The 20,802-nt window shown below is 47.9% G+C and carries 20 protein-coding genes; 17 read left to right on the top strand and 3 right to left on the bottom strand.

Annotated features, from left to right (window positions below; all coding sequences use genetic code 11):
* Positions 1-543 precede the first annotated feature (543 nt).
* Positions 544-1,581 carry a glycosyltransferase family 4 protein gene (locus NFR98_RS13670; RefSeq protein ID WP_014095899.1) on the top strand — a complete coding sequence of 346 codons (1,038 nt, stop codon included), beginning with the start codon at positions 544-546 and terminating at the stop codon, positions 1,579-1,581.
* A 339-nt stretch (positions 1,582-1,920) separates the two neighbouring features.
* On the opposite strand, the gene NFR98_RS13665 is transcribed toward NFR98_RS13670, so the two are convergent.
* The gene (locus NFR98_RS13665) at positions 1,921-2,559 is read right to left on the bottom strand and encodes a YigZ family protein (RefSeq protein ID WP_251460342.1); all 639 of its coding nucleotides are present in this window, start codon (positions 2,557-2,559) and stop codon (positions 1,921-1,923) included.
* 272 nt (positions 2,560-2,831) lie between these two features.
* Between NFR98_RS13665 and NFR98_RS13660 the strand changes: the two genes are divergently transcribed.
* Both NFR98_RS13660 and NFR98_RS13655 read left to right on the top strand, forming a co-directional pair.
* Positions 2,832-3,995, top strand: a complete 1,164-nt coding sequence (locus NFR98_RS13660; protein ID WP_061564855.1) for a sensor histidine kinase — start codon at positions 2,832-2,834, stop codon at positions 3,993-3,995.
* 2 nt (positions 3,996-3,997) lie between these two features.
* A complete protein-coding gene (locus tag NFR98_RS13655; RefSeq protein ID WP_026684742.1) occupies positions 3,998-4,681 on the top strand; it encodes a response regulator in 684 nt (227 codons plus the stop codon).
* A 337-nt stretch (positions 4,682-5,018) separates the two neighbouring features.
* On the opposite strand, the gene bcaP is transcribed toward NFR98_RS13655, so the two are convergent.
* On the bottom strand, positions 5,019-6,443 hold the full coding sequence (bcaP, locus tag NFR98_RS13650) for a branched-chain amino acid transporter BcaP (protein WP_035182251.1): 1,425 nt from the start codon (positions 6,441-6,443) through the stop codon (positions 5,019-5,021).
* 562 nt (positions 6,444-7,005) lie between these two features.
* On the opposite strand from bcaP, the gene NFR98_RS13645 reads away from it, so the two are divergent.
* The 14 genes from NFR98_RS13645 (at position 7,006) to NFR98_RS13585 (ending at position 20,574) form a co-directional block, all read left to right on the top strand.
* Entirely contained in the window at positions 7,006-7,848 is an 843-nt protein-coding gene (locus tag NFR98_RS13645) for a DegV family protein (RefSeq protein ID WP_026684744.1), read from the top strand.
* 301 nt (positions 7,849-8,149) lie between these two features.
* Positions 8,150-9,535: an ATP-dependent helicase ComFA gene (locus NFR98_RS13640; protein ID WP_251460339.1), complete on the top strand. Its 1,386-nt coding sequence runs from the start codon at positions 8,150-8,152 to the stop codon at positions 9,533-9,535.
* Positions 9,528-10,235, top strand: a complete 708-nt coding sequence (locus tag NFR98_RS13635; RefSeq protein WP_251460336.1) for a ComF family protein — start codon at positions 9,528-9,530, stop codon at positions 10,233-10,235. The genes NFR98_RS13640 and NFR98_RS13635 overlap by 8 nt, the downstream gene beginning before the upstream one ends.
* 66 nt (positions 10,236-10,301) lie before the next feature.
* Positions 10,302-10,697, top strand: a complete 396-nt coding sequence (locus NFR98_RS13630; RefSeq protein ID WP_061086680.1) for a TIGR03826 family flagellar region protein — start codon at positions 10,302-10,304, stop codon at positions 10,695-10,697.
* A gap of 70 nt (positions 10,698-10,767) precedes the next feature.
* Positions 10,768-11,034, top strand: coding sequence for a flagellar biosynthesis anti-sigma factor FlgM (gene flgM / locus NFR98_RS13625; protein ID WP_014095890.1), 267 nt, complete (start codon positions 10,768-10,770; stop codon positions 11,032-11,034).
* A gap of 12 nt (positions 11,035-11,046) precedes the next feature.
* Positions 11,047-11,517 (top strand): flagellar protein FlgN, encoded by a 471-nt coding sequence (locus tag NFR98_RS13620; RefSeq protein ID WP_014095889.1) that lies wholly within the window; start codon positions 11,047-11,049, stop codon positions 11,515-11,517.
* Between the two features lie 22 nt (positions 11,518-11,539).
* Positions 11,540-13,156, top strand: coding sequence for a flagellar hook-associated protein FlgK (gene flgK, locus NFR98_RS13615; RefSeq protein ID WP_251460334.1), 1,617 nt, complete (start codon positions 11,540-11,542; stop codon positions 13,154-13,156).
* Positions 13,157-13,170: 14 nt separating this feature from the next.
* Positions 13,171-14,064 carry a flagellar hook-associated protein FlgL gene (flgL, locus tag NFR98_RS13610; protein WP_061086684.1) on the top strand — a complete coding sequence of 298 codons (894 nt, stop codon included), beginning with the start codon at positions 13,171-13,173 and terminating at the stop codon, positions 14,062-14,064.
* Positions 14,065-14,268: 204 nt separating this feature from the next.
* On the top strand, positions 14,269-14,718 hold the full coding sequence (gene fliW, locus NFR98_RS13605) for a flagellar assembly protein FliW (RefSeq protein WP_014095887.1): 450 nt from the start codon (positions 14,269-14,271) through the stop codon (positions 14,716-14,718).
* 4 nt (positions 14,719-14,722) lie between these two features.
* On the top strand, positions 14,723-14,962 hold the full coding sequence (csrA, locus tag NFR98_RS13600) for a carbon storage regulator CsrA (protein ID WP_251460331.1): 240 nt from the start codon (positions 14,723-14,725) through the stop codon (positions 14,960-14,962).
* A gap of 118 nt (positions 14,963-15,080) precedes the next feature.
* On the top strand, positions 15,081-15,170 hold the full coding sequence (locus NFR98_RS15845) for an SEC-C metal-binding domain-containing protein (protein ID WP_367618008.1): 90 nt from the start codon (positions 15,081-15,083) through the stop codon (positions 15,168-15,170).
* A 228-nt stretch (positions 15,171-15,398) separates the two neighbouring features.
* Positions 15,399-16,667, top strand: coding sequence for a flagellin N-terminal helical domain-containing protein (locus tag NFR98_RS13595; RefSeq protein WP_251460328.1), 1,269 nt, complete (start codon positions 15,399-15,401; stop codon positions 16,665-16,667).
* Positions 16,668-17,548: 881 nt separating this feature from the next.
* Positions 17,549-19,969 carry a Lon protease family protein gene (locus NFR98_RS13590; protein WP_251460325.1) on the top strand — a complete coding sequence of 807 codons (2,421 nt, stop codon included), beginning with the start codon at positions 17,549-17,551 and terminating at the stop codon, positions 19,967-19,969.
* Positions 19,970-20,244: 275 nt separating this feature from the next.
* Positions 20,245-20,574, top strand: a complete 330-nt coding sequence (locus tag NFR98_RS13585; protein WP_251460321.1) for a hypothetical protein — start codon at positions 20,245-20,247, stop codon at positions 20,572-20,574.
* Here NFR98_RS13585 and NFR98_RS13580 read toward each other — a convergent pair.
* A partial coding sequence (locus NFR98_RS13580; protein WP_251460318.1) for a hypothetical protein occupies positions 20,558-20,802 on the bottom strand: 245 nt, incomplete at its 5' end. The genes NFR98_RS13585 and NFR98_RS13580 overlap by 17 nt on opposite strands.

Raw genomic sequence — 20,802 nt, 5'->3', positions numbered from 1 at the left:
CAAAGCGACAGACATTTATTCGGGTTAATTACTCTATCCCGACTGAGAGGAATTTACACACAAAAAAAGACTTGACCGAAGACTGCGTTCTTTATAACGATCCATTCGGATGGGAAAACCAAAGCTCATTTTATATAGCGTGAAAAGGCGGCATCCCGGGGAGCGGCATGGATGCCGGTTGTCCAGCCGCCAAAAAGATTTGTTTGCAGATGCCGGCCACTTAAACAATGCGATTTTTGTATCTTAAAGGTATCCCTGATGTCAAAGTGACCGGGGATGCCTTTTTCATGTTTTTTGGCGGTTGCTGCGAGAAAAAGCATGAAAAATAGTAGAATCGCTCAAATGTTAGTGGATAAATTGTCGGAGAACAATTATAATGGTTACAGTGAATTTCGGGTAAATATTTTTTTAAGATTGCTTTAAGAAAGTTAAGGTATAATGTTTTTAAGAAGAAGTGAAACGGTTATCATGCTTCGGCATCGATGGCGGGTTCACGAACACTTCAATCCTTATTGGTTATGATCAACCAAAGGAGGCAGCACATTGATATTCCTGACCTTGTTTATATGCTTTATGCTCACAATACTCCTGACGCCGCTGATTAAAAAACTGGCGATCCGGATCGGGGCAGTTGACAAGCCGAATCAGCGAAAAGTTCATATGAAAGTCATGCCCCGTTTAGGCGGTCTTGCTATTTATATCAGTTTTATCGCCGGCGTTCTGCTGCTTCAACCGGACAGTTCGCATTCGCTGCCTATTTTGCTCGGCAGCTTGATTATTGTCATTACGGGCATGGTTGATGATGTAAGAGAGCTGTCACCGCGCGTCAAACTCATCGGCCAACTGGCAGCCGCACTGGTTGTTGTTTTAAGCGGTATTCATGTCGAATTCATCAACCTTCCTTTCGGCGGACAGCTGGAATTTGGGATTTTTAGTATCCCACTGACGATTTTGTGGATTGTCGGCGTCACGAATGCCATCAACTTAATTGACGGATTGGATGGGCTCGCTGCGGGGGTTTCCTCGATTGCGCTGTTAACCATTTCCGGCATGGCGATTATTATGGGGGACGCCTATGTGACGGTGCTCGGCCTAATTTTAATGGCCAGTACGATTGCGTTCTTATTTTATAATTTTTATCCGGCAAAGATTTTTATGGGCGATACCGGTGCCCTTTTTCTCGGCTACATGATTTCCGTGCTGTCATTGCTCGGTTTTAAAAATGTAACCTTTATTTCCTTGATTATTCCGGCGCTTATTCTCGGTGTGCCGATTTCGGATACTTTCTTTGCGATTATCCGCCGGCTTGTCCATAAGCAGCCTTTATCGGCCCCGGATAAATCGCATTTGCACCATTGCCTCTTGCGCCTTGGCTTTTCACACCGCCAAGTCGTGCTGATTATTTATGCGATCGCTGCCATGTTCAGCCTCGCCGCCTTTATCTTCTCGATGGCGACGCTCTGGGGTTCGCTCATCTTTATCGGTGTGATCCTGATTACAATTGAGATTTTCGTTGAAAGCATTGGCCTGATCGGAAAAGATTACAAGCCACTGTTGAATTTTATAAAAAACCGGTCATAGCCGTCCGGATCCACCTGGGCCGTTCCCGAAATAAATAATCCGGGGCAGCACCTGCACAAAACCGCAACTGGCAGTTTCAGGTTTGCGACTTTGGCAGCTCCGTTAACTGCAACGATGATGAGGTTCCGGCCGGCTGTAAACCTGTTTTGCAAGTCCCAGTTTTAACGGCAATCTGGCTGAGATTTCAGCATCTCCTGCTCACGGCCGGTTGTATCCGGCTCAGCGGCTGTTTTGCGTGCCGTGTTGGATTGATACCTGTTCGTCCGCTTCCGGTTTAAAAAAGCAGAAAGCCGGATGACGGGCTTTCCGCTTCTGCTTTTCCGATTTTTATGCTTCTCTTTACCGGGCAACATCCGTTTCCAAATATAGTTTTTCCCCCTCGGCCACATCCGCCTGCCCGTTTGTTAAATCAGAGATCCACGTTTCAAAAGCATGCTGTTCCCCTTCTTTTACATAAATATCCAATTCCACCTGCGCGAGATACCGGATTTCTTTTATTTCATACGGGGAATGGTGTAGCGCATTCTCGACTTTCCCGAGCCACGTATAATCCAGTTTGACATGGAAAGTGGCGGTAAGCGTCCTTTTGACGATGCCGCATGCGTTGATGCCTTCTGAAGCTGCTTTGCTGTACGCACGGATCAATCCGCCGGCTCCGAGTTTAATCCCGCCGAAATAGCGCGTCACCACGACTGCCGTATCCTTCAAATCCTTCTTTTTCAGCACTTCCAGCATCGGAACGCCCGCAGTTCCGGCCGGTTCGCCGTCATCCGATGCTTTCTGAATGAGATTCTGCTCACCGATCATATAAGCGGAACAGTTGTGATTGGCGTCCCGGTGCTTCTTTTTCACAGAAGCGATAAAACTGAGCGCCTCCTCTTCCGATTCCGCTCGCTTCACATGGGCGATAAACCGTGATTTCTGGATATCTATTTCATGCACAGCCTCGCCTTTGACTGTAAAATATTCTTTTAACATTGCAACCTTCCTTTAGCAAAACCTGTTTTTTCCTCATTATAACACGGTTTTGTATGGTATAATTTTAATATAAAAGAATATGTCGAAGCTGCCGTATATCGGTTTACATTTTCCTACAAAAGTACCTAGGAAAATAGTCCTGATATACGGTTATACTTTATTTTCTGATCGTTTACCGGCGGTTTTCGCGTTAAAATAACATTAGCCGCGTGTGTGCTGCGGCTTGCCCTGCTCTCGGATAAGCCTTTATTATACCTTTTGGGGGAAGTAAGATGACTTTTAAAACATTCGACTCCAAAGTATTGGATACGATTCTGGAGAAGATGATTACAACAGTTGAAGAAAGCAAACACGAAATTTTTGAAATTGGAGAAAGATGCCGCCAGGATTACGATGCGCTCATCAATGAGCTTGAGGAAGTCAAAGCAACAGTGGCTAAAGTTATTGAGCAGACAGATGAGCTGGAAACGAAGTCCAAATTTGCAAGGCGACGCCTGGCGGAAGTAAGCCAGCATTTCCGTGACTTTTCCGAACAGCAGGTGCGCGAAGCATATGAAAAGGCACATACGATCCAAATTCAGCTGTCCATGAACCGGCAGCGCGAACTTCAGCTGCGCGAAAGAAGAAATGAACTGGAACGCAGGCTGCATTCACTAAAGGATACGATTGACCGGGCCAATCATCTCGTCTCGCAAACAACGGTCGTATTAAATTATTTAACAAGCGACTTGCAAAGCATCAGCGAGGCGATTGAAGATGCAAAGCATAAACAGGAATTCGGTTTGCGTGTCATTGAAGCGCAGGAAGAAGAGCGGAAACGTATTTCCCGGGAGATACACGACGGGCCCGCACAAATGCTGGCCAATATGCTGCTCCGTTCCGACCTGGTGGAAAAAGTTTATCATGAAAATGGCATGGAGGAAGCCATTGCTGAAATGCGCACGTTAAAAGAACTGGTGCGCGATTCATTGAAAGAAGTGCGGCGCATTATTTACGATTTGCGGCCGATGGCATTAGACGATCTCGGGCTGATTCCGACGCTCAAAAAATATTTGTCTACGATTGAAAGCTATAAAGGAAGCCCGGTCATTACATACAGGCATCTCGGGGAAGAACGAAGGCTTCCGACTAATTACGAAATCGCGCTTTTCCGTCTCATCCAGGAATCCGTCCAAAATGCGTTAAAGCATGCGAAGGCGACGGAAATCCAGGTGAAATCGGAGCTGAGGAAAAACAGTTTTATCGCGACAGTCAAAGACAACGGCGTCGGTTTTGATATCCGCAGCATCCGCGAAGGGGCTTTCGGGATTGTCGGCATGAGAGAACGTGTCAGCCTTTTAAATGGTGAAATTTCCATTCATTCAAAAATAGGAGCGGGAACATTGGTGATTATCCAAATCCCGATGCAATTAGACTTGGAAAAGGAGAAAAGGTGACCATGACGGTAAAAATTGCGATTATTGACGACCATCAGTTGTTCCGAGAGGGCGTCAAGCGGATTTTGGAATTTGAAAAAACATTTGAAGTGGTAGCCGAGGGTGAAGACGGCGAAGAGGCGCTGGACATTATTGAAAAATACCATCCGGATGTTGTTCTGATGGATATCAATATGCCCCACCAAAACGGGGTAGAGGCAACAAGAAAGCTGATCGAGGCATATCCGGAAACAAAAATTATTATTCTTTCCATTCACGATGATGAATCGTATGTCACACACGCATTAAAATCAGGCGCAACCGGTTATTTGCTGAAAGAAATGGATTCCGATGCGCTGATTGAAGCTGTAAAGGTGGTTGCTGAAGGCGGCAGTTACCTGCATCCGAAAATCACCCATAATTTGGTGGAAGAATTCCGCAAATTGTCGAATCGCTATACACCGGGCGGCGCCTACCAGCAGCCGCCGGCAGTTGTCCCGCCGCTGCATTTGCTCACGCCGCGCGAATGCGAGGTTCTGCAGCTGCTCGCGGACGGAAAAAGCAACCGGGCGATTGGAGATGCTTTATACATAAGTGAAAAAACAGTGAAAAACCATGTAAGCAATATTTTGCAAAAATTAAAAGTGAAAGACCGTACCCAGGCGGTTGTGACCGCCATTAAAAACGGGTGGGTTGAAGTCCGCTAAAACAAGGCCCTGGCCGTACACTTGTGTATGCCAAGGCTTTGAATGGTGCGCAGGCGCCATGCCACAATCATGCAACACCGGCGCAGAAATGAAAATCACCAAGTGCAAATTTACAGGATAGAAAAAGATTCCCGGGCGTATGCGTGCGCCCGGGAATCTTTTTTTGACTTTATGTCTGCTTCAATTTTCCGATATGCGGCCAAGCCGGGGCAGCAATGCTTTTGAGGCGCCCATAAGCCGCTGTTCTTCTATTTCTAAGCCTGCCCGGATACCTGCCCGGCATTCTATGCAGGCGTTCTTTTGTCCGCTGGGCAGGTGTTCCTGTTGTCTCCCTATTTCAATTTTTAACCGGATCAGCCGGTGTTCTGTCATCTTTCCAATGCCCGAGTTCACTGTGCCGATACCCGTATCCGAAATAAATGGCAAGCCCGATGATGAACCATATGAGAAAGCCAATCCAGGTCACTTTCGACAGGTGGACCATTAAATAACCACACGCGATTACTGCCAGCACCGGAATAACCGGGACGAACGGCGTTTTAAAACTGCGTGGGATGTCCGGCCGTGTTTTTCTGAGCACAATGACACTGATCGAGACAACAATAAAAGCAAACAAAGTGCCGATATTCGTCAATTCTGCAAGCTGGTTCAGCGGGACAACGGCTGAGAAAACCGTTGCCATCAGCCATGTCAAGATGATGCTTCTTGTCGGCGTTTTTGTCTTTTCCGTCAGTTTTGAGATCGATTTTGGAAGCAGACCGTCGCGGCTGATCGCAAAGAAAAGGCGCGTCTGCCCGTACATCATGACAAAGAGAACGGTTGTAATGCCAAGAATTGCACCGAGTGAAACAAAGCCTGCCACCCAATTCTGATGGACAACCCGGAGCGCAAACGCAACCGGATCGCCGACATTCAGCTTGGCATACGGAATCATCCCGGTCAGCACTGCAGATACAGCGACATAAAGGACAATGCAAATCGCAAGAGAAGAAATAATTCCGATCGGCATATCCCGCTGTGGGTTGCGGACCTCTTCAGCCGCAGACGAAACGGCATCAAATCCGATATAAGCGAGGAATGCGGTTGCCGCCCCTTTAATGATGCCGCTAAAGCCATAAGGCATAAATGGCGTCCAGTTCGCTGGTTTGACATAAAAAATGCCGACAGCGAGGAATAAAAGAATGACGCCGATTTTAATACAGACCATGACATTATTGATTTTGCTCGATTCCTTCACGCCGGTCAGCAATACAGCAGACAGGAAGAACACGATCACTACAGCCATCAGGTCAATATACGAACCTTTGGCCGGATTATAAGCGCCGCTTAAAGCCTGCGGCAAATGGATGCCAAATCCGCGTACCAGATCCTGGAAATAGGCGGACCAGCCGCTCGCTACAACTGAACAGGCCAGGCCGTATTCGAGAATTAAGTCCCATCCGAGCACCCAGGCAAACAACTCGCCAAACGTTGCATAACTATAAGTGTACGCACTTCCTGAAGCAGGGATCATAGAAGCGAATTCAGCATAGCATAAAGCTGTTAACGCACAGGCAATCCCTGAAAAAATAAAGGACAGAATGATTGCCGGGCCTGCCGCCTGCGCAGCAACAATACCGGTCAAAACAAAAATGCCTGTTCCGATGACCGCCCCCACGCCAAGCATGGTCAAATCAAAGGGGCCAAGGGCTTTTTGCAGGCTCTTTTTTCCGCGGGCCTGCTTAAGCATGTAATCCATTGATTTTTTCCTGAATAATTCCATGTCGAAAATCTCCTTCTATTTGCAGCCAACCCAGTGATGAAGATGTGATCCAATAATTTTGCCAACGGAGAATTTTCAAATATTTTAAATCTGAACGATACACCTTTTGTCTCTGAGTTGCATGCACCATTTGAGTTACCTTAGACATTCTACAAAATATGACATGATTTGTAAAGGACAGATAAAACAGAAAATTAAGTTTTGAAAAAGGCGAAAACACGAACGTTTTCTGGAAAAGATTCATTTTTCCATCAAAGAAAGCGTCATCAAGTGAATGATTGTATGCTGAACCATATGGATTCTTCCTTTTTTGGCTTCCGGACCTGGTATTATTTACAATTTTGTATCATTTGCGAAATCTTGAAGTGGAAAGGAAATTTTTGCAGTGAAGGGAATCTGCGGCAGGAATGAAAAACATTTTACACACTTGCAGGAGAATTGGGGGGATTTGGAAAAAAACACCAGCCACAAAACAGATTTCCATATTGCAAAAAGAAGACGGCTGACAAATGGTTCCTGATTCTATAAAATAAAAATAGGAAAGCGGAAGGGAGATGGAAAAATGAGGACGGCCATTGTGACCGACAGTACCGCTTATATTCCAAAAGAAGTACGCGAAAAATATTCGATTTACATGATTCCATTGAATGTGATTTTCGGGAAGGAAGAATACCGCGAAGAAGTTGACATTACAGCAGATGCGTTTTTTGAAAAAATGCGCATGGCGGACGAGCTTCCAACATCCTCGCAGCCGTCAATCGGCCAGTTTGTTGAACTGTTTGAACAGCTTGCCAAAGACTACGATGCCGTCATCAGCATCCACTTGTCCAAAAAAATCAGTGGTACATATCAGGGTGCCGTGACCGCATCCGGGATGGTGGAAGGGATAAAAGTGTACCCTTACAATTCCGGCTGGAGCTGCATGGCACAGGGATTTTACGCGATTGATGCGGCGAAAATGGCGCTTGCCGGAAAAGAACCGGAAGACATCCTCGCCCGCCTCGATGAATTAAAAGCATCCACGAAAGCCTACTTCATGGTCGATGATCTCACCCACCTTCAGCGCGGCGGAAGGCTGTCCGGATCGCAGGCCGTTATCGGCAGCCTGTTAAAAATCAAGCCGCTATTAACTTTTGTTGATGATGAAATTGTCCCGTTTGAAAAAATCCGCACCCAGAAAAAAGCGCTCAACCGGATTTTTGACCTGCTCGGCGAGGATGCCGCCAAAGGCTTGCCACTAAAAAGCTCCATCATTCATGCCAACCGGGAAGAACAGGCGCTTGAAATCAAAGACGAATTGGAAAAACGCTTTCCAACCGTCGACTTTTCGATCAGCTACTTCGGCCCGGTCATCGCGACCCACCTTGGTGAAGGCGCGATCGGCATTGCCTGGATGCTGAAATAAGAGCCAGGCTGTTCCAAATCGCTGGAACAGCCCGGCATGATGGGATCATCCGGGACAAACTTGGCATAACACGCCCGAGGACAAGTCTTGAAACCCGCCGGACAGTCAATCACTTTGGAGGATTTTACCTCTTGGGACAAGTCCAAAAACCCGCCGGACAGCCAATCCGCGATTGAATAAGCGAAAAGGCGGTTGCACTCCATTATCCATACGGTCTTTTGCCTGCCCTGTTCCCGAATCTGTAAGAACCGGGCTGCCCCCATTTTCCCACCCCCGCAATTAAAACAAAGGAGTGATCACTTTGCCTTCTGTTTTCTCCGAACAGCTTCAACGCCACCTCGCCGGGCGGATCCTGCTCGAACCGGAAATCCCTTTTTCACCGGAACTACTCGAACAGCACTTTAAACAAGGCTGGATCCGCGCTGAGCCGGCGATACAGGGCGAATTCCCGCACTGTGTCTGCTTGCGCTGCGGCAACCGCGCGCCGCATCTTTTTGCCAAATTCCCTTGCGCCCACTGCGGGAAAACGAGCATCTATTGCCGGAACTGCCTGATGATGGGGCGGGTCACCGCATGCAAGCCGCTTATCACATGGGCAGGCCCTGCGCCCGCATTCCACTCGCCCAGGCACCCGCTCCATTGGGATGGCACCCTTTCTGAAGGGCAGCAGGCTGCATCCGAAGCGGTTAAAGCAGCCATTCTTCAAAAAAACGAGCTCTTGATTTGGGCTGTTTGCGGATCAGGGAAGACAGAGATCGTTTTCAAAGGGATTGAAGCGGCGCTTGCAAACGGCGAACGCGTCTGCATCGCAACCCCCAGAACAGATGTCGTCCTTGAACTTGCCCCCCGCTTCCGCCGCGTTTTTCCGGATATTCCGATTGCCGCGCTCTACGGCGGCAGCCCTGACCGCCATAAATGGGCGCAGCTCGTCATCTCCACTACCCACCAGCTGTACCGCTTTGCATCCGCCTTCGATGTCGTGATTGTAGATGAAGTGGACGCTTTTCCGTATACTTTCGATGAAACGCTGCAGTGCGCCGTTCAAAAAGCGGCAAAAGACCGCTGCGCCCGCATTTATCTTACCGCAACACCAAGTGAAACATGGCAGCTTGAATGCAAGGCAGGTAAGCGCCCGTTTGTCACGATCCCGGCCCGCTATCACCGCAAGCCTCTCCCCGTTCCTGTATTCAAATGGGCAGGCAACTGGCGGAAAAGGTTTGAGAAAGGCAAGCTCCCGGTTCCGGTTGAAGCATGGGTAAAAAAGAGGCTTGAATCCGGAAAACAAGCACTTCTTTTTCTCCCAAACATCCGCCTCATGAAAAAAGCAGAGCCGGTTTTTAAACAGCTGCATCCAGCGATTGAATCGGTGCACGCAGAAGACCCGGATCGGAAAGAAAAAGTGGAAAGGATGCGCGCCTGTAAAACGCCACTTTTGCTGACGACGACCATTCTTGAACGCGGCGTCACGTTTCCGAATATTGATGTCTGTGTCGTCGGGGCGGAAGATGCTATCTTTACGGAAGCTGCCCTCGTCCAGATCGCGGGCCGAGCCGGAAGAAGCGCCGATTTCCCAAGTGGGGACGTGACGTTTTTCCATTACGGAAAATCAAATGCGATGGTGAAAGCACAGCGCCATATTCTCTCCATGAATGAAGAAGCGGGAAAGCGGGGGTTGCTCGATGCATGAATATTGCCTGTTCTGCCATCAGCCGCTTACCCATAAACTGTCCTGGCGCACGCTGATTTTTCCGCAGCCCGGACCACTTCTTTGCGAAGATTGCCGCGCGCAGCTTGAAAAAATTGCACCGCCTGTCTGCCCGAAATGTTCCCGACCCCTGGCCAAGCTGGATGCTTCTTATGTGGAGGGAGCTCTGTGCCTTGACTGCGCTAGATGGGAACAAGACCCGGAATGGGCGGGCGTGCTGGATGAAAACATTTCGCTTTATACGTACAACGATTTTTGTAAAGAAATTTTTACCCGTTTCAAATTTCGCGGGGATTATGCGCTCGCCGCCATTTTTGCGGATGGCATCAAAGAGGTACTCAAGTCCCGTGCATTTGACTGCATCGTGCCGGTTCCACTCAGCCCGGAGCGCCTTTCCGAACGGCTTTTTAACCAGGCGGAGGCGCTCGCCCGTGCTGCCGGGTTCGAAACGGCTAACATTCTTCACCGCGTCCACGCCGAAAAGCAATCGAAAAAAACACGGGCTGACCGCATTCATCAAGCCCAAACGTTTTATATAGAAAAAGAAATTTCAATCGAAGGCCGTTCCGTTTTACTGGTGGATGATATTTACACGACAGGTTCGACCGTCCGCCATGCAGCAAAAGCGTTACGTGAAGCGGGCGCCCGAAAAATTGTATCGTTAACCGTGGCAAGAAGTTAAACACAACGAAATTTCTGCCGATATAGAAGATAGAAGACAAATGTGCTGGAAAAGGAGGCGGGCCGAATGGCGGAGTTGGCAAACTGCCCGAATTGCGGTAAATTGTATGTTAAAAATCCCGTCCGCGATGTGTGTGAAGACTGCTACCGCGAGGAAGAGGCTGCATTTGAACGGGTTTTTCAATTCTTGCGAAAACGTGAAAACCGGGCGGCAACAATCGAGACAATTGTTGAAAAAAATAATGTCCCGGAAAAACTGGTTTTCAAATGGGTGCGGAGCGGCCGGCTTTTGATTGCGCATTTTCCGAATCTGGCATATCCTTGCGACCGTTGCGGAAAATTAATCCAGTCCGGAAAGTTATGCGAAGAATGTGCAAAAACGATTGCAAAAGATCTTGAACGTTTTGAAAAAGAAAAGAAACGGCAGGAAGAAATAAGGAAAAAGACTTATCACATCAAGTAAACATTGCGCAGCTTTATCCGATATAATAAACATAATGGAACGGATACTGTTTGAAAAAGGGGTGAGCCGAATGAAAATCAATCCGGTCAATACTTCAGGGATCAATCCGTATCAGCAGCAAGCCAGGCGGGATGTGCAGCAAACCGCCTCCAGCACCCGGAAAACGGATAAAGTGGAAATTTCTTCAGAAGCGAAACAGTTGCAAAAAACGTCCCAGTTTGAGCAGGAACGGAGCCGGAAAATTGAGGCTTTAAAACAACAGGTACAGCACGGAACCTATCAGCCGGATGCGGAAAAAACCGCTGAAGGCATTTTGAAATATTTTACAGGCAAGTAAGGAGGGGCGTAAATGGCTGCGGAAAAATTGATCCGATGTCTTGAAAAATTGCAGAAGCTCCATGAAAGCCTGTTTATCCTTGCCACCGAAAAAACCGAAGCGGTGAAAAAGCAGGAGATAGAACGGCTGCAAAAAATTACGCAGGAAGAACAGGCCCATATCCGTGCAATCGGCGCACTTGAACAGGAACGGGAAACGCTGGCAAAGACGCTTACCGGCGGCAATGGGACGCTGTCGGACTGCATCGCGGCCGTATCGGGGGAAGCACGGTCCCAGCTCGAAACATTGAGGGACAGCCTGATTGGCATCACAAAGAAGCTGAAACAGCAAAATGAGCTGAACCAGATGCTCCTTTATCATTCCCTTCAATTTACCCAATTCATGCTGGATCTGATTTATCCGAAAAATGAACCCACCACATACGGGCCGCCGTCCGGGCAAAAAGCGGCGGCCGCCATGCCGCGGTTCGACTCAAAAGCCTGAAAGAATACGGAGGAGAAGCAAGGTGTCCACTTTCTTTGGATTAGAAACAGCAAAACGGGCTTTGACGGCCCAACAGAATGCCCTGTACACCGTCGGGCAGAACGTGGCCAATGCCAATACCGATGGCTACACAAGGCAGCGGGTAAACTTGCAGGCGTCAGATCCGTACCCCGCTGCTTCGATGAACCGCCCGGCCATCGCCGGACAGCTCGGGACAGGGGTGGAAGCGGGCGAAGTGCAGCGGATCCGCGACAAGTATCTCGATGTTCAATACCGGGAAAACAACAGTGCAGCGGGTTACTGGTCAGCCAAATCTGGTGCATTAAGCAAAATGGAAGCCGTCATGGACGAAACCAGTACGGATAGCAGTTTGTCCAACACAATGGAAGCGTTCTGGGAATCCCTTCAGGACTTAAGCACGAATCCAGAAGACGTATCTGCTCGCTCGGTTGTTTTGGAACGCGGGCAGACGCTGACGGATACATTCCACTATTTAAACAGCACGCTTTCCCAGTACAAAACGGATGTCGGCAGCGAAATCAGCGTATCGGTCAACGATATCAATTCCACTTTAAAGCAAATCAGTGACTTAAATAAACAGATCGCTGAACTTGAGCCGAACGGTTATTTGCCAAACGACTTGTATGACAAAAGGGACAGCCTTGTCGATAAGTTGTCCAGTTATTTGAACGTCACCGTCGAAGTACAAAAAAGCGGGGGAAATCCAAAAGCAAACGCGGACGGCATTTACAACATTAAAATGACCGCTGCGGATGGCACAAGCGTATACCTTGTCCAAGGTTCAAATTACAATGCAGTTGAAGTACAAGGGGGAACCGACAGCAACGGCGACGGTATCCTCGACGGCCCACCGGCAAACGGGGAAATGACCGGCATCACAATCGGCGGGAAAAATTTTGCGGTCGCGGATACAACCGGCAAGGTCACGTTCCCGCAAGGCAAACTGTTGGGACTGATTGACAGCTACGGTTATCAGTATGCCGGCGCAAACGGCACAGTGGAAGCAGGGGCTTATCCGAGTTTGCTCGACAGCCTGGACAAACTCGCCTACACATTCGGAAACGTATTAAATGCTGTCCACGAAAAAGGGACAGACCTTAAAGGGAATGCCGGGACTGCCTTTTTTACGTTCGGTACCTTAACGGACTACAAAGGGGCCGCGGGTCAAATTGCCGTCAACAGCAGCCTTACATACGATAAAATCGCCGCCTCTTCAAATGGCGATTCCGGCGACGGGCTGAATGCCATTAATCTTGCAAATGTGGTTACCTTTGATTTAAGCAGCCAATCCGTGCAGCTTGAAGGGATCAGTGGCAGGCTTAACATTGCGGCACTCGGTCTGCCGCTTGCATCCGGCACCATCACCAGCAATTACGAAGGCCTCATTGGAAAGCTCGGGGTTGATGCCGAACAGGCAGGCAATATGCAGACAAATACCGTTTCCCTTTTGGATTCGGTGGATATGAACCGGAAATCCGTCAGCTCGGTATCGGTTGATGAGGAATTAACCAATATGATCAAATATCAACAAGCCTATAATGCTGCAGCAAGGATGATTACCATGACAGACGAAATGCTCGATAAAATCATCAACGGCATGGGCGTTGTAGGCAGATAGGCAGGTGAAAAACGATGCGTGTAACCCAATCGATGCTCGCCAATAATTTTTTGAACAATTTAAACACAAGCTACAGTAAACTCGCGAAATACCAGGAACAGCTTTCTTCCGGCAAAAAGATCAACAAACTCTCGGATGACCCGCTGTCCGCGATGAAAGGCATTTCCTACCGGAGAACCGTCGCCCAGGTGAAACAATACGAAGACAACTTCGCGGAAGCCAGTACCTGGATTGAATCGACGAATGACGGCCTGGATGAAGCCAACAAGGTATTGCAGCGGATCCGGGAACTGACAGTGGAAGGGGCAACGGACACGAAGACTCCGACTGACCGGCAGTCGATCGCCGATGAAGTGGAACAACTTCGCGACCAGCTTGTCAATATTGCCAACACAAAAGTCAATGACAAATATATTTTTAACGGCACAAGTACGACGGAGAAGCCGATCAGTGGCGATATCAGCACGTTTGACGGCTCAACCAGCCTCGGCATGAACACCAATCCGGTAAAAATCGAACTGTCAAAAGGCATTTATCTGCAAGTCAATGCGAACGGAGCAAATGCTTTTTCTGATGATCTGTTTAAAGACCTGAACCATTTAATCAGCGATTTAAAATCTGGCACATCGGCAAGCGGCTTTGACAGCTATTTGGGCAAAATTGACGGCCATATTGACAATGTGCTGAGCGAACTGTCGCAGGCCGGGGCGCGGAGCAACCGCCTTGATTTGATGAAAGACCGCGTCACCCAGCAGGAAACAACGGCAACGAAGATCATGGCCGGAAACGAAGATGTGGATATCGATAAGGCGTACACGGACTTTTCCGTTGCATCCGGCGCCTATATTGCTGCGTTAAAAGTTGGCGCACAAGTGATCCAGCCGACATTGCTCGACTTTTTGAAATAATACGGGGACACCACCCTGCTTTGCCAGGTGGTGCCGTTTTTTTATCTGAATGTTTTTAAACCGGGCGGGGCAGGAGCGGAACGCCGGTTAGCAGCAGAAAAATGCATGCCTCCGCAAGGGTTAGAAAACGCAAAAGAATATGCCCATCGAAAGGAGAGAAGGCGGTTTTCCCCGGCAGCAAAAGTCGGGGACCCCTCACTAAACATGATGAAGCTTCAAACAAAATACCACGGTGAAGTGGAAATAGAGGATGCAGCTATATGGCATTTTGAAGGCGGGATTCCGGGATTTCCGGATGAGAAATCCTTCGTTTTGCTGCCGCTTTTGGACGACGGCATTTACATGGTCCTCCAGTCAACGGCGTCACCCTATGTCGCTTTTGTCGTCACAAGCCCGTTTTTGTTTTTCCGAGATTATGAATTTAACATTGATGATGCCACGCTTGAACAGCTGTCGATTGAAAAAGAGGAAGATGTGCGGGTTTATGCCATTTTGACGGTCCGTGATCCGTTTTCGGAAACAACAGCCAATTTGCAGGCCCCGCTCATTATGAACGAAAAGAATCATAAGGCGAAACAACTGATTTTAAACGACCGGCATTACCACACAAGGCACCCGCTCTTTGCGGACGGGCCGGACAAGGAAAAGGGGTGAGAAGATGCTGATTTTATCGCGGAAAAAAGGCGAGTCGATCCAAATCGGCGATGACATTGAAATTACCATCGCCGCGATCCAGGGTGACCAGGTCAAAATCGGCATCGACGCCCCGAAACATGTTGAAATTCACCGGAAAGAAGTGTACTTGGACATACAGGAAGAAAACGCGAACGCCGCAAAAAATATCGAAGGCCTGCTCCATCTGCTTGCCCAATCCAAGAAAGGCAGCGGGGGCGCGTGATATGGGCAGTTAAAAAAAGTCCGGGGACACATTGGTTAGCGGTACTTTTTTGATTTTCAATACGGTGCCGGGCTTTTTTGGAGGGAATCGGGCTTGAAAAACGGGTGGGCAAATTGTAGTGCAGGCATGCTCGTGCGGAAGCGGGGAAAAATATAAGAAATGCTGCGGGCGGCAGGGCAGGCAGCATCAGGCCCCAGTATATTTTTGAACCTGTTACTGCACACAACGGGAAATCCTCCCCAAGACAACAGTATCCGCACTTCCCAGTCCCTAAAAAACCAATCCGCACGAAAAAATTTCTTTAAAACTATTAAATCAAATGTTTCCCCATCCGATATAAAGAGTGAGCGGGGGAACAGGGCGGCCGACCTCGAACCCCGTTAAAAAATTCCGCCCACAAGGATGTGGGTGCACAACATTCAAGGAGGAAACATAGATGATTATCAATCACAACATTGCAGCGTTGAACACGTTGAACAGATTAAATGCTGCAACAAATGCACAAAGCAAAGCAATGCAAAAACTTTCTTCAGGCCTTCGCATCAACAGTGCGGCTGATGACGCAGCCGGTCTCGCAATCTCTGAAAAAATGCGTTCCCAAATCCGTGGTTTGGACCAGGCGACAAAAAATGCCCAGGATGCAACTTCCTTGCTCCAAACTGCTGAGGGCGCACTGAATGAAACGCATGATATTTTACAACGTATGCGGGAATTAGCGGTACAATCATCTAACGATACAAATACGGATGATGACCGGCAAAATATTCAAAGTGAAATGTCACAGTTGGAAAAAGAAATTGACCGGATCGGCAATACAACCCAGTTCAACACAAAAAATCTGTTAGACGGTTCAATGGGAAAAGCAGTTACGAATGCTGTGGCAAATGAAAATACAAGCGGCATTTTTAAGGATACAGGAAACAATAAGGCTGCTGCAACAAAAGACACTGTACTTACTAACCTTGCAGATAAGGACGGCAATTCACTAGGCATTACGGCTGGGGACAAAATCACTGTCACTTATGTCAAAAATGGAACGACAACAACAGAAACTGTAACTGTGGCAGCTGATGCAGATACTGATAAAAAAACTGTTGCAAAATTATCGGATATTGAAACGTATTTAGGAGGAACACTTTCTGTTAACGATGACGGCTCTCTGAAATTAGCAGCTGCTGCAGAAGGAACGGCTGATGCGATTGAAGGCATCACGATTACCGTCCAAGACCAAAATGGTAATGTCAGAACAGCTGCAACCAACGCCCTTTCTTCTTTTAAAGAAACGCAAGCAGCAGCAGATGTCCGTTCCGACGGTTCCGCAACTTTCTTAATTGGGGCAAACGGAGGACAAAATTTACAAGTAGACATCAATGATATGCGTGCCCAAGCCTTAGGTGTCAGCGGATTGCAAGTGTCGACGCAGACACAGGCAAATGCAGCGATTAAAGTCATTGACAATGCTATTCAAAAAGTATCGGCTGAAAGAGGCAAACTTGGTGCTTTTGAAAACCGTTTAGACCACACCGTCAACAACCTGACAACTTCGTCAGAAAACCTGACTTCTGCTGAATCGCGGATTAGGGATGTGGACATGGCGAAAGAAATGTCTGAACAAACGAAGCAATCGATCCTTGCCCAAGCAGCACAAGCGATGCTGGCTCAAGCCAACCAGCAGCCACAGCAAGTATTGCAATTGTTGCGTTAATTTTAGGTTTAGCCAAGGAGGCCTTTTCCAGGGCCTCCTTTTTATATTTGATATTCCATTTCCGGCACTTTTGACCGGCGGAGCAGATTCCGATGTTAGAATGAAGAAACTGGACATTCACTTGGAGCCCGCATTTGGAATTCCATACATTTGATTTGGACAAAGTTCAGGTCAACGTGGGAACAATATAGACGAAGGATAAAAGCGATACCGCCGGCAGCCTATCAGCCTATCCGTGGCTGATGATGCTTTCTGCTGCGGATTACCGGAAAAAGACGATTGGCACGGACATTTTGCAGGGACTGGAGAATGGGCGATGAATGAGCAGGAAGTATTCACGAAATCAAAGAGTGGGAAAGAGGGAGAGGCTTAAAGAATAGAAGAAAAAAGAAATCCGAAATGGTGATCACCTATGACAAAGGTCGGAAGAAAAAAGAGGAAGCATGTTTACCCCAATGCTTCCTCTTTTTAGCTGCTATATCTATCGATGGTTACGCTGCCACTTAACCGGATCCCGATCAAGCCGTTTCCGTTGCTTGCAATATTCTTTACTCCTCTTTCTCTTCCTTCCTGTCCATTGTCCCGTCTGTCAGTGTTTTGTCAGCCAGCTTCTTCGTTTTCTTCTTTTCATTTTCTTCTTCATTTTTCAACTGTTTATCGGACATGTTTCACACTTCCTTTTTTCTGTAGTATACCCTTGGATCCGCCATCCGAAACCATGGCGGCAATCGGAAAACCTGCCCGGATCTCGTTCCTGCGTGTTCCTGTTTCGATCCGTTTTAAAAATGTTCACTTTTTGACATGCCGCCATTTTGCAGGAATTCCGAAAAAAATGTCGAAATGCTACAGGAAGAGCATTGCCTATATTGGGAGGGATTGCAATGAATCAGGAAGAATATGAAACAGTTTTATCCGTACACCGTGTGCCTGTCTCATCCTTACGTTCGGAATGCAACCCGGACGAGTTTCCGTTTGAAACGACAGATGAGTTGGAAACGCTGCCGAATGAAATGATCGGGCAACAGCGGGCGGAACAGGCGATGGATTTCGGTTTGTCTGTCGAGCAGTCCGGTTACAATTTATTCGTCGTCGGGCCGTCCGGGACGGGGAGAATGACGTATACGCAACACAGTGTCGAAAAGCTCGCATCCGAACAGCCTGTGCCGGATGACTGGTGCTATGTCAACAATTTTGAAAATCCGGACCGGCCGCTTGTCATCAATTTGCCGGCTGGAAGCGGCCTCCGTTTTCAGCGCAAGATGGAAACCCTTTTGATTGATATTGAACGGGAACTCCGCGCCACTTTTTCAAATGAAGAAACGGAAAAGAAGAAGCGGAATATCATTGACGCGTCGCAAAACCAGGTCGAGGCACTTTGGAGAGAAACGGAAATGTTTGCGTCCGGGTTGAATTTTAAATTGGAACGGACCCCGGCCGGCATTCAAACCCTTCCGCTTTTTTTCGGCCGGCCGATGGAAAAAGAAGAATACGAACGGCTTTCCGATGCTAACAAAGAAAAATTGAAAGAACGGGAAAAACAGCTTGAGGAAAAAATCAATGAAACGGTGTACCAGATCCGGAAAATTGAAGAACAGCTCCGGAAAAATCTCGATCGTTTTCATAAAGAGACGGCTGCTTTTACAATTGAAGGCCTTTTCCAACCGCTAAAAGAAGCTTACCATGATTTTCCAAAAGTTCTCCGCTATCTTGAAGAATACAACCATGATGTTGTCGAGCATTTTTCGCTGTTTTTAACCGACCAGGAAGAAGGAAATGCCGTCGTTCAGGCGCTGACCGGTAGCAAAGAACAGCAGCTGCACCGCTACGCCGTCAATTTGCTTGTCAGCCATAAAAATCGGTCGGGCGCTCCTGTCATTTACGAAACGAACCCGACGTACCAAAATCTGTTCGGGAAAATTGAATACCGCGGCGCTTTCGGCAGCTGGACAACCGACTTCACGTTTGTTAAACCAGGCGCCGTGCATCTGGCCAATGGCGGGTATTTAATTTTACAGGCAGCGGAACTGCTCCAGCAGCCGTATGCGTGGACGCTGTTGAAACGCGCGCTGCAGACGGGGCAAATCCAGATTGAAGACCCGTTTGCTGAAAGAGGCGCTTTCCCGACGAGCGGCCTTAAGCCTGAGCCCGTCCCCCTCAATATCAAAGTGATCATCATCGGGTCTTACTATTTATACGATTTGTTATCAAGCGTGGATGAAGATTTCCATAAGCTGTTTAAAGTGAAAGTAGAGTTTGACACGGTGATGAAGCGGGATGCGGAAAACCGCAGGAAAATGGCTTATTTTATTAAAAACTATGCGGATCGGAAAAATCTTCTCCCGTTCCACCGGCGTGCCGTTGCGAAAGTCATTGACCATAGTGCGCGCCTTGCCGGAGAACAGGAGAAACTGACGGCGCGCTTCCAGGACCTGACAAAAATTCTCGTCGAATCGGGTTACTGGGCGAAAAAAGAAGGGAGCCCCTTTGTAGACAGCCACCATATCCGCAAAGCGTTGGAAGAGCAGGCAAACCGGACGAACCATATTTCCGAGCAATACCGTGAAATGATCCATAACGGGACGATTATGGTGGATACGGACGGCGAACGGGTGGGCCAAATTAACGGCCTGGCTGTGATGGGGACAAGGGATGCAACATTCGGCATTCCGACAAAAATCACGGCGCAAACGTTTGTCGGAAAAAGCGGCATCATGAACATCGAACGCGAAACGTCATTGAGCGGTCAAATCCACAATAAAGGGCTTTTGATTTTAACCGGCTTTCTATCCGGCGTGTTTGCGAAAAACCATCCGATCCCGCTTTCGGCAAGCATCACCTTTGAACAAACATACTCGCTCATTGACGGTGACAGCGCCTCGAGCACGGAACTGTATGTATTGCTTTCTTCTCTTGCCGGGGTGCTGATTCAACAGGGTATTGCCGTGACGGGTTCGGTCAACCAATGGGGCGAGATCCAGCCAATTGGCGGCGTGAATGAAAAAATAGAAGGATTTTTTGCGATTTGCAAGGAACGCGGCTTGACGGGGCGCCAGGGGGTCATCATCCCGCAGCAAAATATTGCCAACCTGATGCTCAACGATGAAGTGGTGGAGGCGGTGAAAGTCGGCAAATTCCATGTCTGGGCCGTCCGCCATATTTCGGAAGGGATTGAAATTTTAACCGGCGAAAGCGCGGGAGCAGAACGCACTTCCGGCGGCCGCTTCCCGGACGGCACCATTTTTGCAAAAGTGGAAGCCCGTTTTCAAAAAATGTATGAATCTGTAAAAGAAACGAAACAATAATGTAATCTGGCGGGCAAAGAGAGCCCGCCTTTATTATAATGTTTTGACAAGAACTAGTCTGAAAGAATCATTTCCGTTTTACGCTCTATAATGGTTCCTTCCTTTGCAGTTATAATAATAAAACAGGCAAATGTGAAAAATTTTCATCATCCCGTTTTTCATCGTTTCAAATCCGTATTGCATAAAGGGGGAAGGGGGGCGCTGCTGTGGCAATGCAAAAAAGATACAGAGCGTGCAGCCCGGCATCTGCATCGTCGTGTAGAAAGGATTTGAGTTTGAAATTGAGCAAAACATCAAGTGAAGATTTAAAAAAAATTCCGTTGAGTGAGAATCAGATCAGAGGAATTCTCCACTCTTTCATGCATTCGTTTGAATCGATTGAAGTGCAGACAAGCAAAGACAGGCACCGGGAATTGACAATCGAGCAGGCAATCGATTTGCTTGTCCGCAATATGAGCAGGGAAAGTATACTCGATTTTATCCACCAGCTTAACATCATCCGCGAGCGCCGTTCGAGCGTGCTGGCTTATGTGAAATACATTTTAACCGCATTAGTCGCACGCCTCGAACAAAGCGGAAAAAGGGATATCAATCGTTATCATTGAATTGAGATGGATGCCTTTTCCCCGGCTCCGGTAACTGCTGTAACGTAACCGTTATCGCGGCAGGGAAGCTCCATTTTTGAATGTGCAAAGAAAGCTTTGAATGGAAAACATTTTTCCATTCCGGTTTATCGTAAGGGAAAGGTGTATAGGTTTTAACGGCTTTCTGAAAGAAGTCTCCCATCCTCAAGGAATGTGAAGGTGCGAATCGCACCAATGAGTAGGTGGGAG

It is taken from the genome of Weizmannia agrestimuris, assembly GCF_943193165.1.
Taxonomy (GTDB): Bacteria; Bacillota; Bacilli; order Bacillales; family Bacillaceae_C; genus Weizmannia; species Weizmannia faecalis.
The sequence above is the reverse complement of the archived record's forward strand: the minus strand, read 5'-3'. Positions and strand labels throughout refer to the sequence as shown.

What these genes read in the sequence shown, in the direction of transcription:
- NFR98_RS13655 (WP_026684742.1), top strand. Translation starts at nt 3,998, where the DNA reads ATGACGGTAAAAATTGCGATTATTGACGACCATCAGTTGTTCCGAGAG.
- flgL (WP_061086684.1), top strand. Translation starts at nt 13,171, where the DNA reads ATGCGTGTAACCCAATCGATGCTCGCCAATAATTTTTTGAACAATTTA.
- NFR98_RS13635 (WP_251460336.1), top strand. Translation starts at nt 9,528, where the DNA reads ATGCATGAATATTGCCTGTTCTGCCATCAGCCGCTTACCCATAAACTG.
- csrA (WP_251460331.1), top strand. Translation starts at nt 14,723, where the DNA reads ATGCTGATTTTATCGCGGAAAAAAGGCGAGTCGATCCAAATCGGCGAT.
- bcaP (WP_035182251.1), bottom strand. Translation starts at nt 6,443, where the DNA reads ATGGAATTATTCAGGAAAAAATCAATGGATTACATGCTTAAGCAGGCC.
- fliW (WP_014095887.1), top strand. Translation starts at nt 14,269, where the DNA reads ATGATGAAGCTTCAAACAAAATACCACGGTGAAGTGGAAATAGAGGAT.
- NFR98_RS13590 (WP_251460325.1), top strand. Translation starts at nt 17,549, where the DNA reads ATGAATCAGGAAGAATATGAAACAGTTTTATCCGTACACCGTGTGCCT.
- NFR98_RS13595 (WP_251460328.1), top strand. Translation starts at nt 15,399, where the DNA reads ATGATTATCAATCACAACATTGCAGCGTTGAACACGTTGAACAGATTA.
- NFR98_RS13630 (WP_061086680.1), top strand. Translation starts at nt 10,302, where the DNA reads ATGGCGGAGTTGGCAAACTGCCCGAATTGCGGTAAATTGTATGTTAAA.
- NFR98_RS13620 (WP_014095889.1), top strand. Translation starts at nt 11,047, where the DNA reads ATGGCTGCGGAAAAATTGATCCGATGTCTTGAAAAATTGCAGAAGCTC.
- NFR98_RS13660 (WP_061564855.1), top strand. Translation starts at nt 2,832, where the DNA reads ATGACTTTTAAAACATTCGACTCCAAAGTATTGGATACGATTCTGGAG.
- flgM (WP_014095890.1), top strand. Translation starts at nt 10,768, where the DNA reads ATGAAAATCAATCCGGTCAATACTTCAGGGATCAATCCGTATCAGCAG.
- NFR98_RS13665 (WP_251460342.1), bottom strand. Translation starts at nt 2,559, where the DNA reads ATGTTAAAAGAATATTTTACAGTCAAAGGCGAGGCTGTGCATGAAATA.
- NFR98_RS13645 (WP_026684744.1), top strand. Translation starts at nt 7,006, where the DNA reads ATGAGGACGGCCATTGTGACCGACAGTACCGCTTATATTCCAAAAGAA.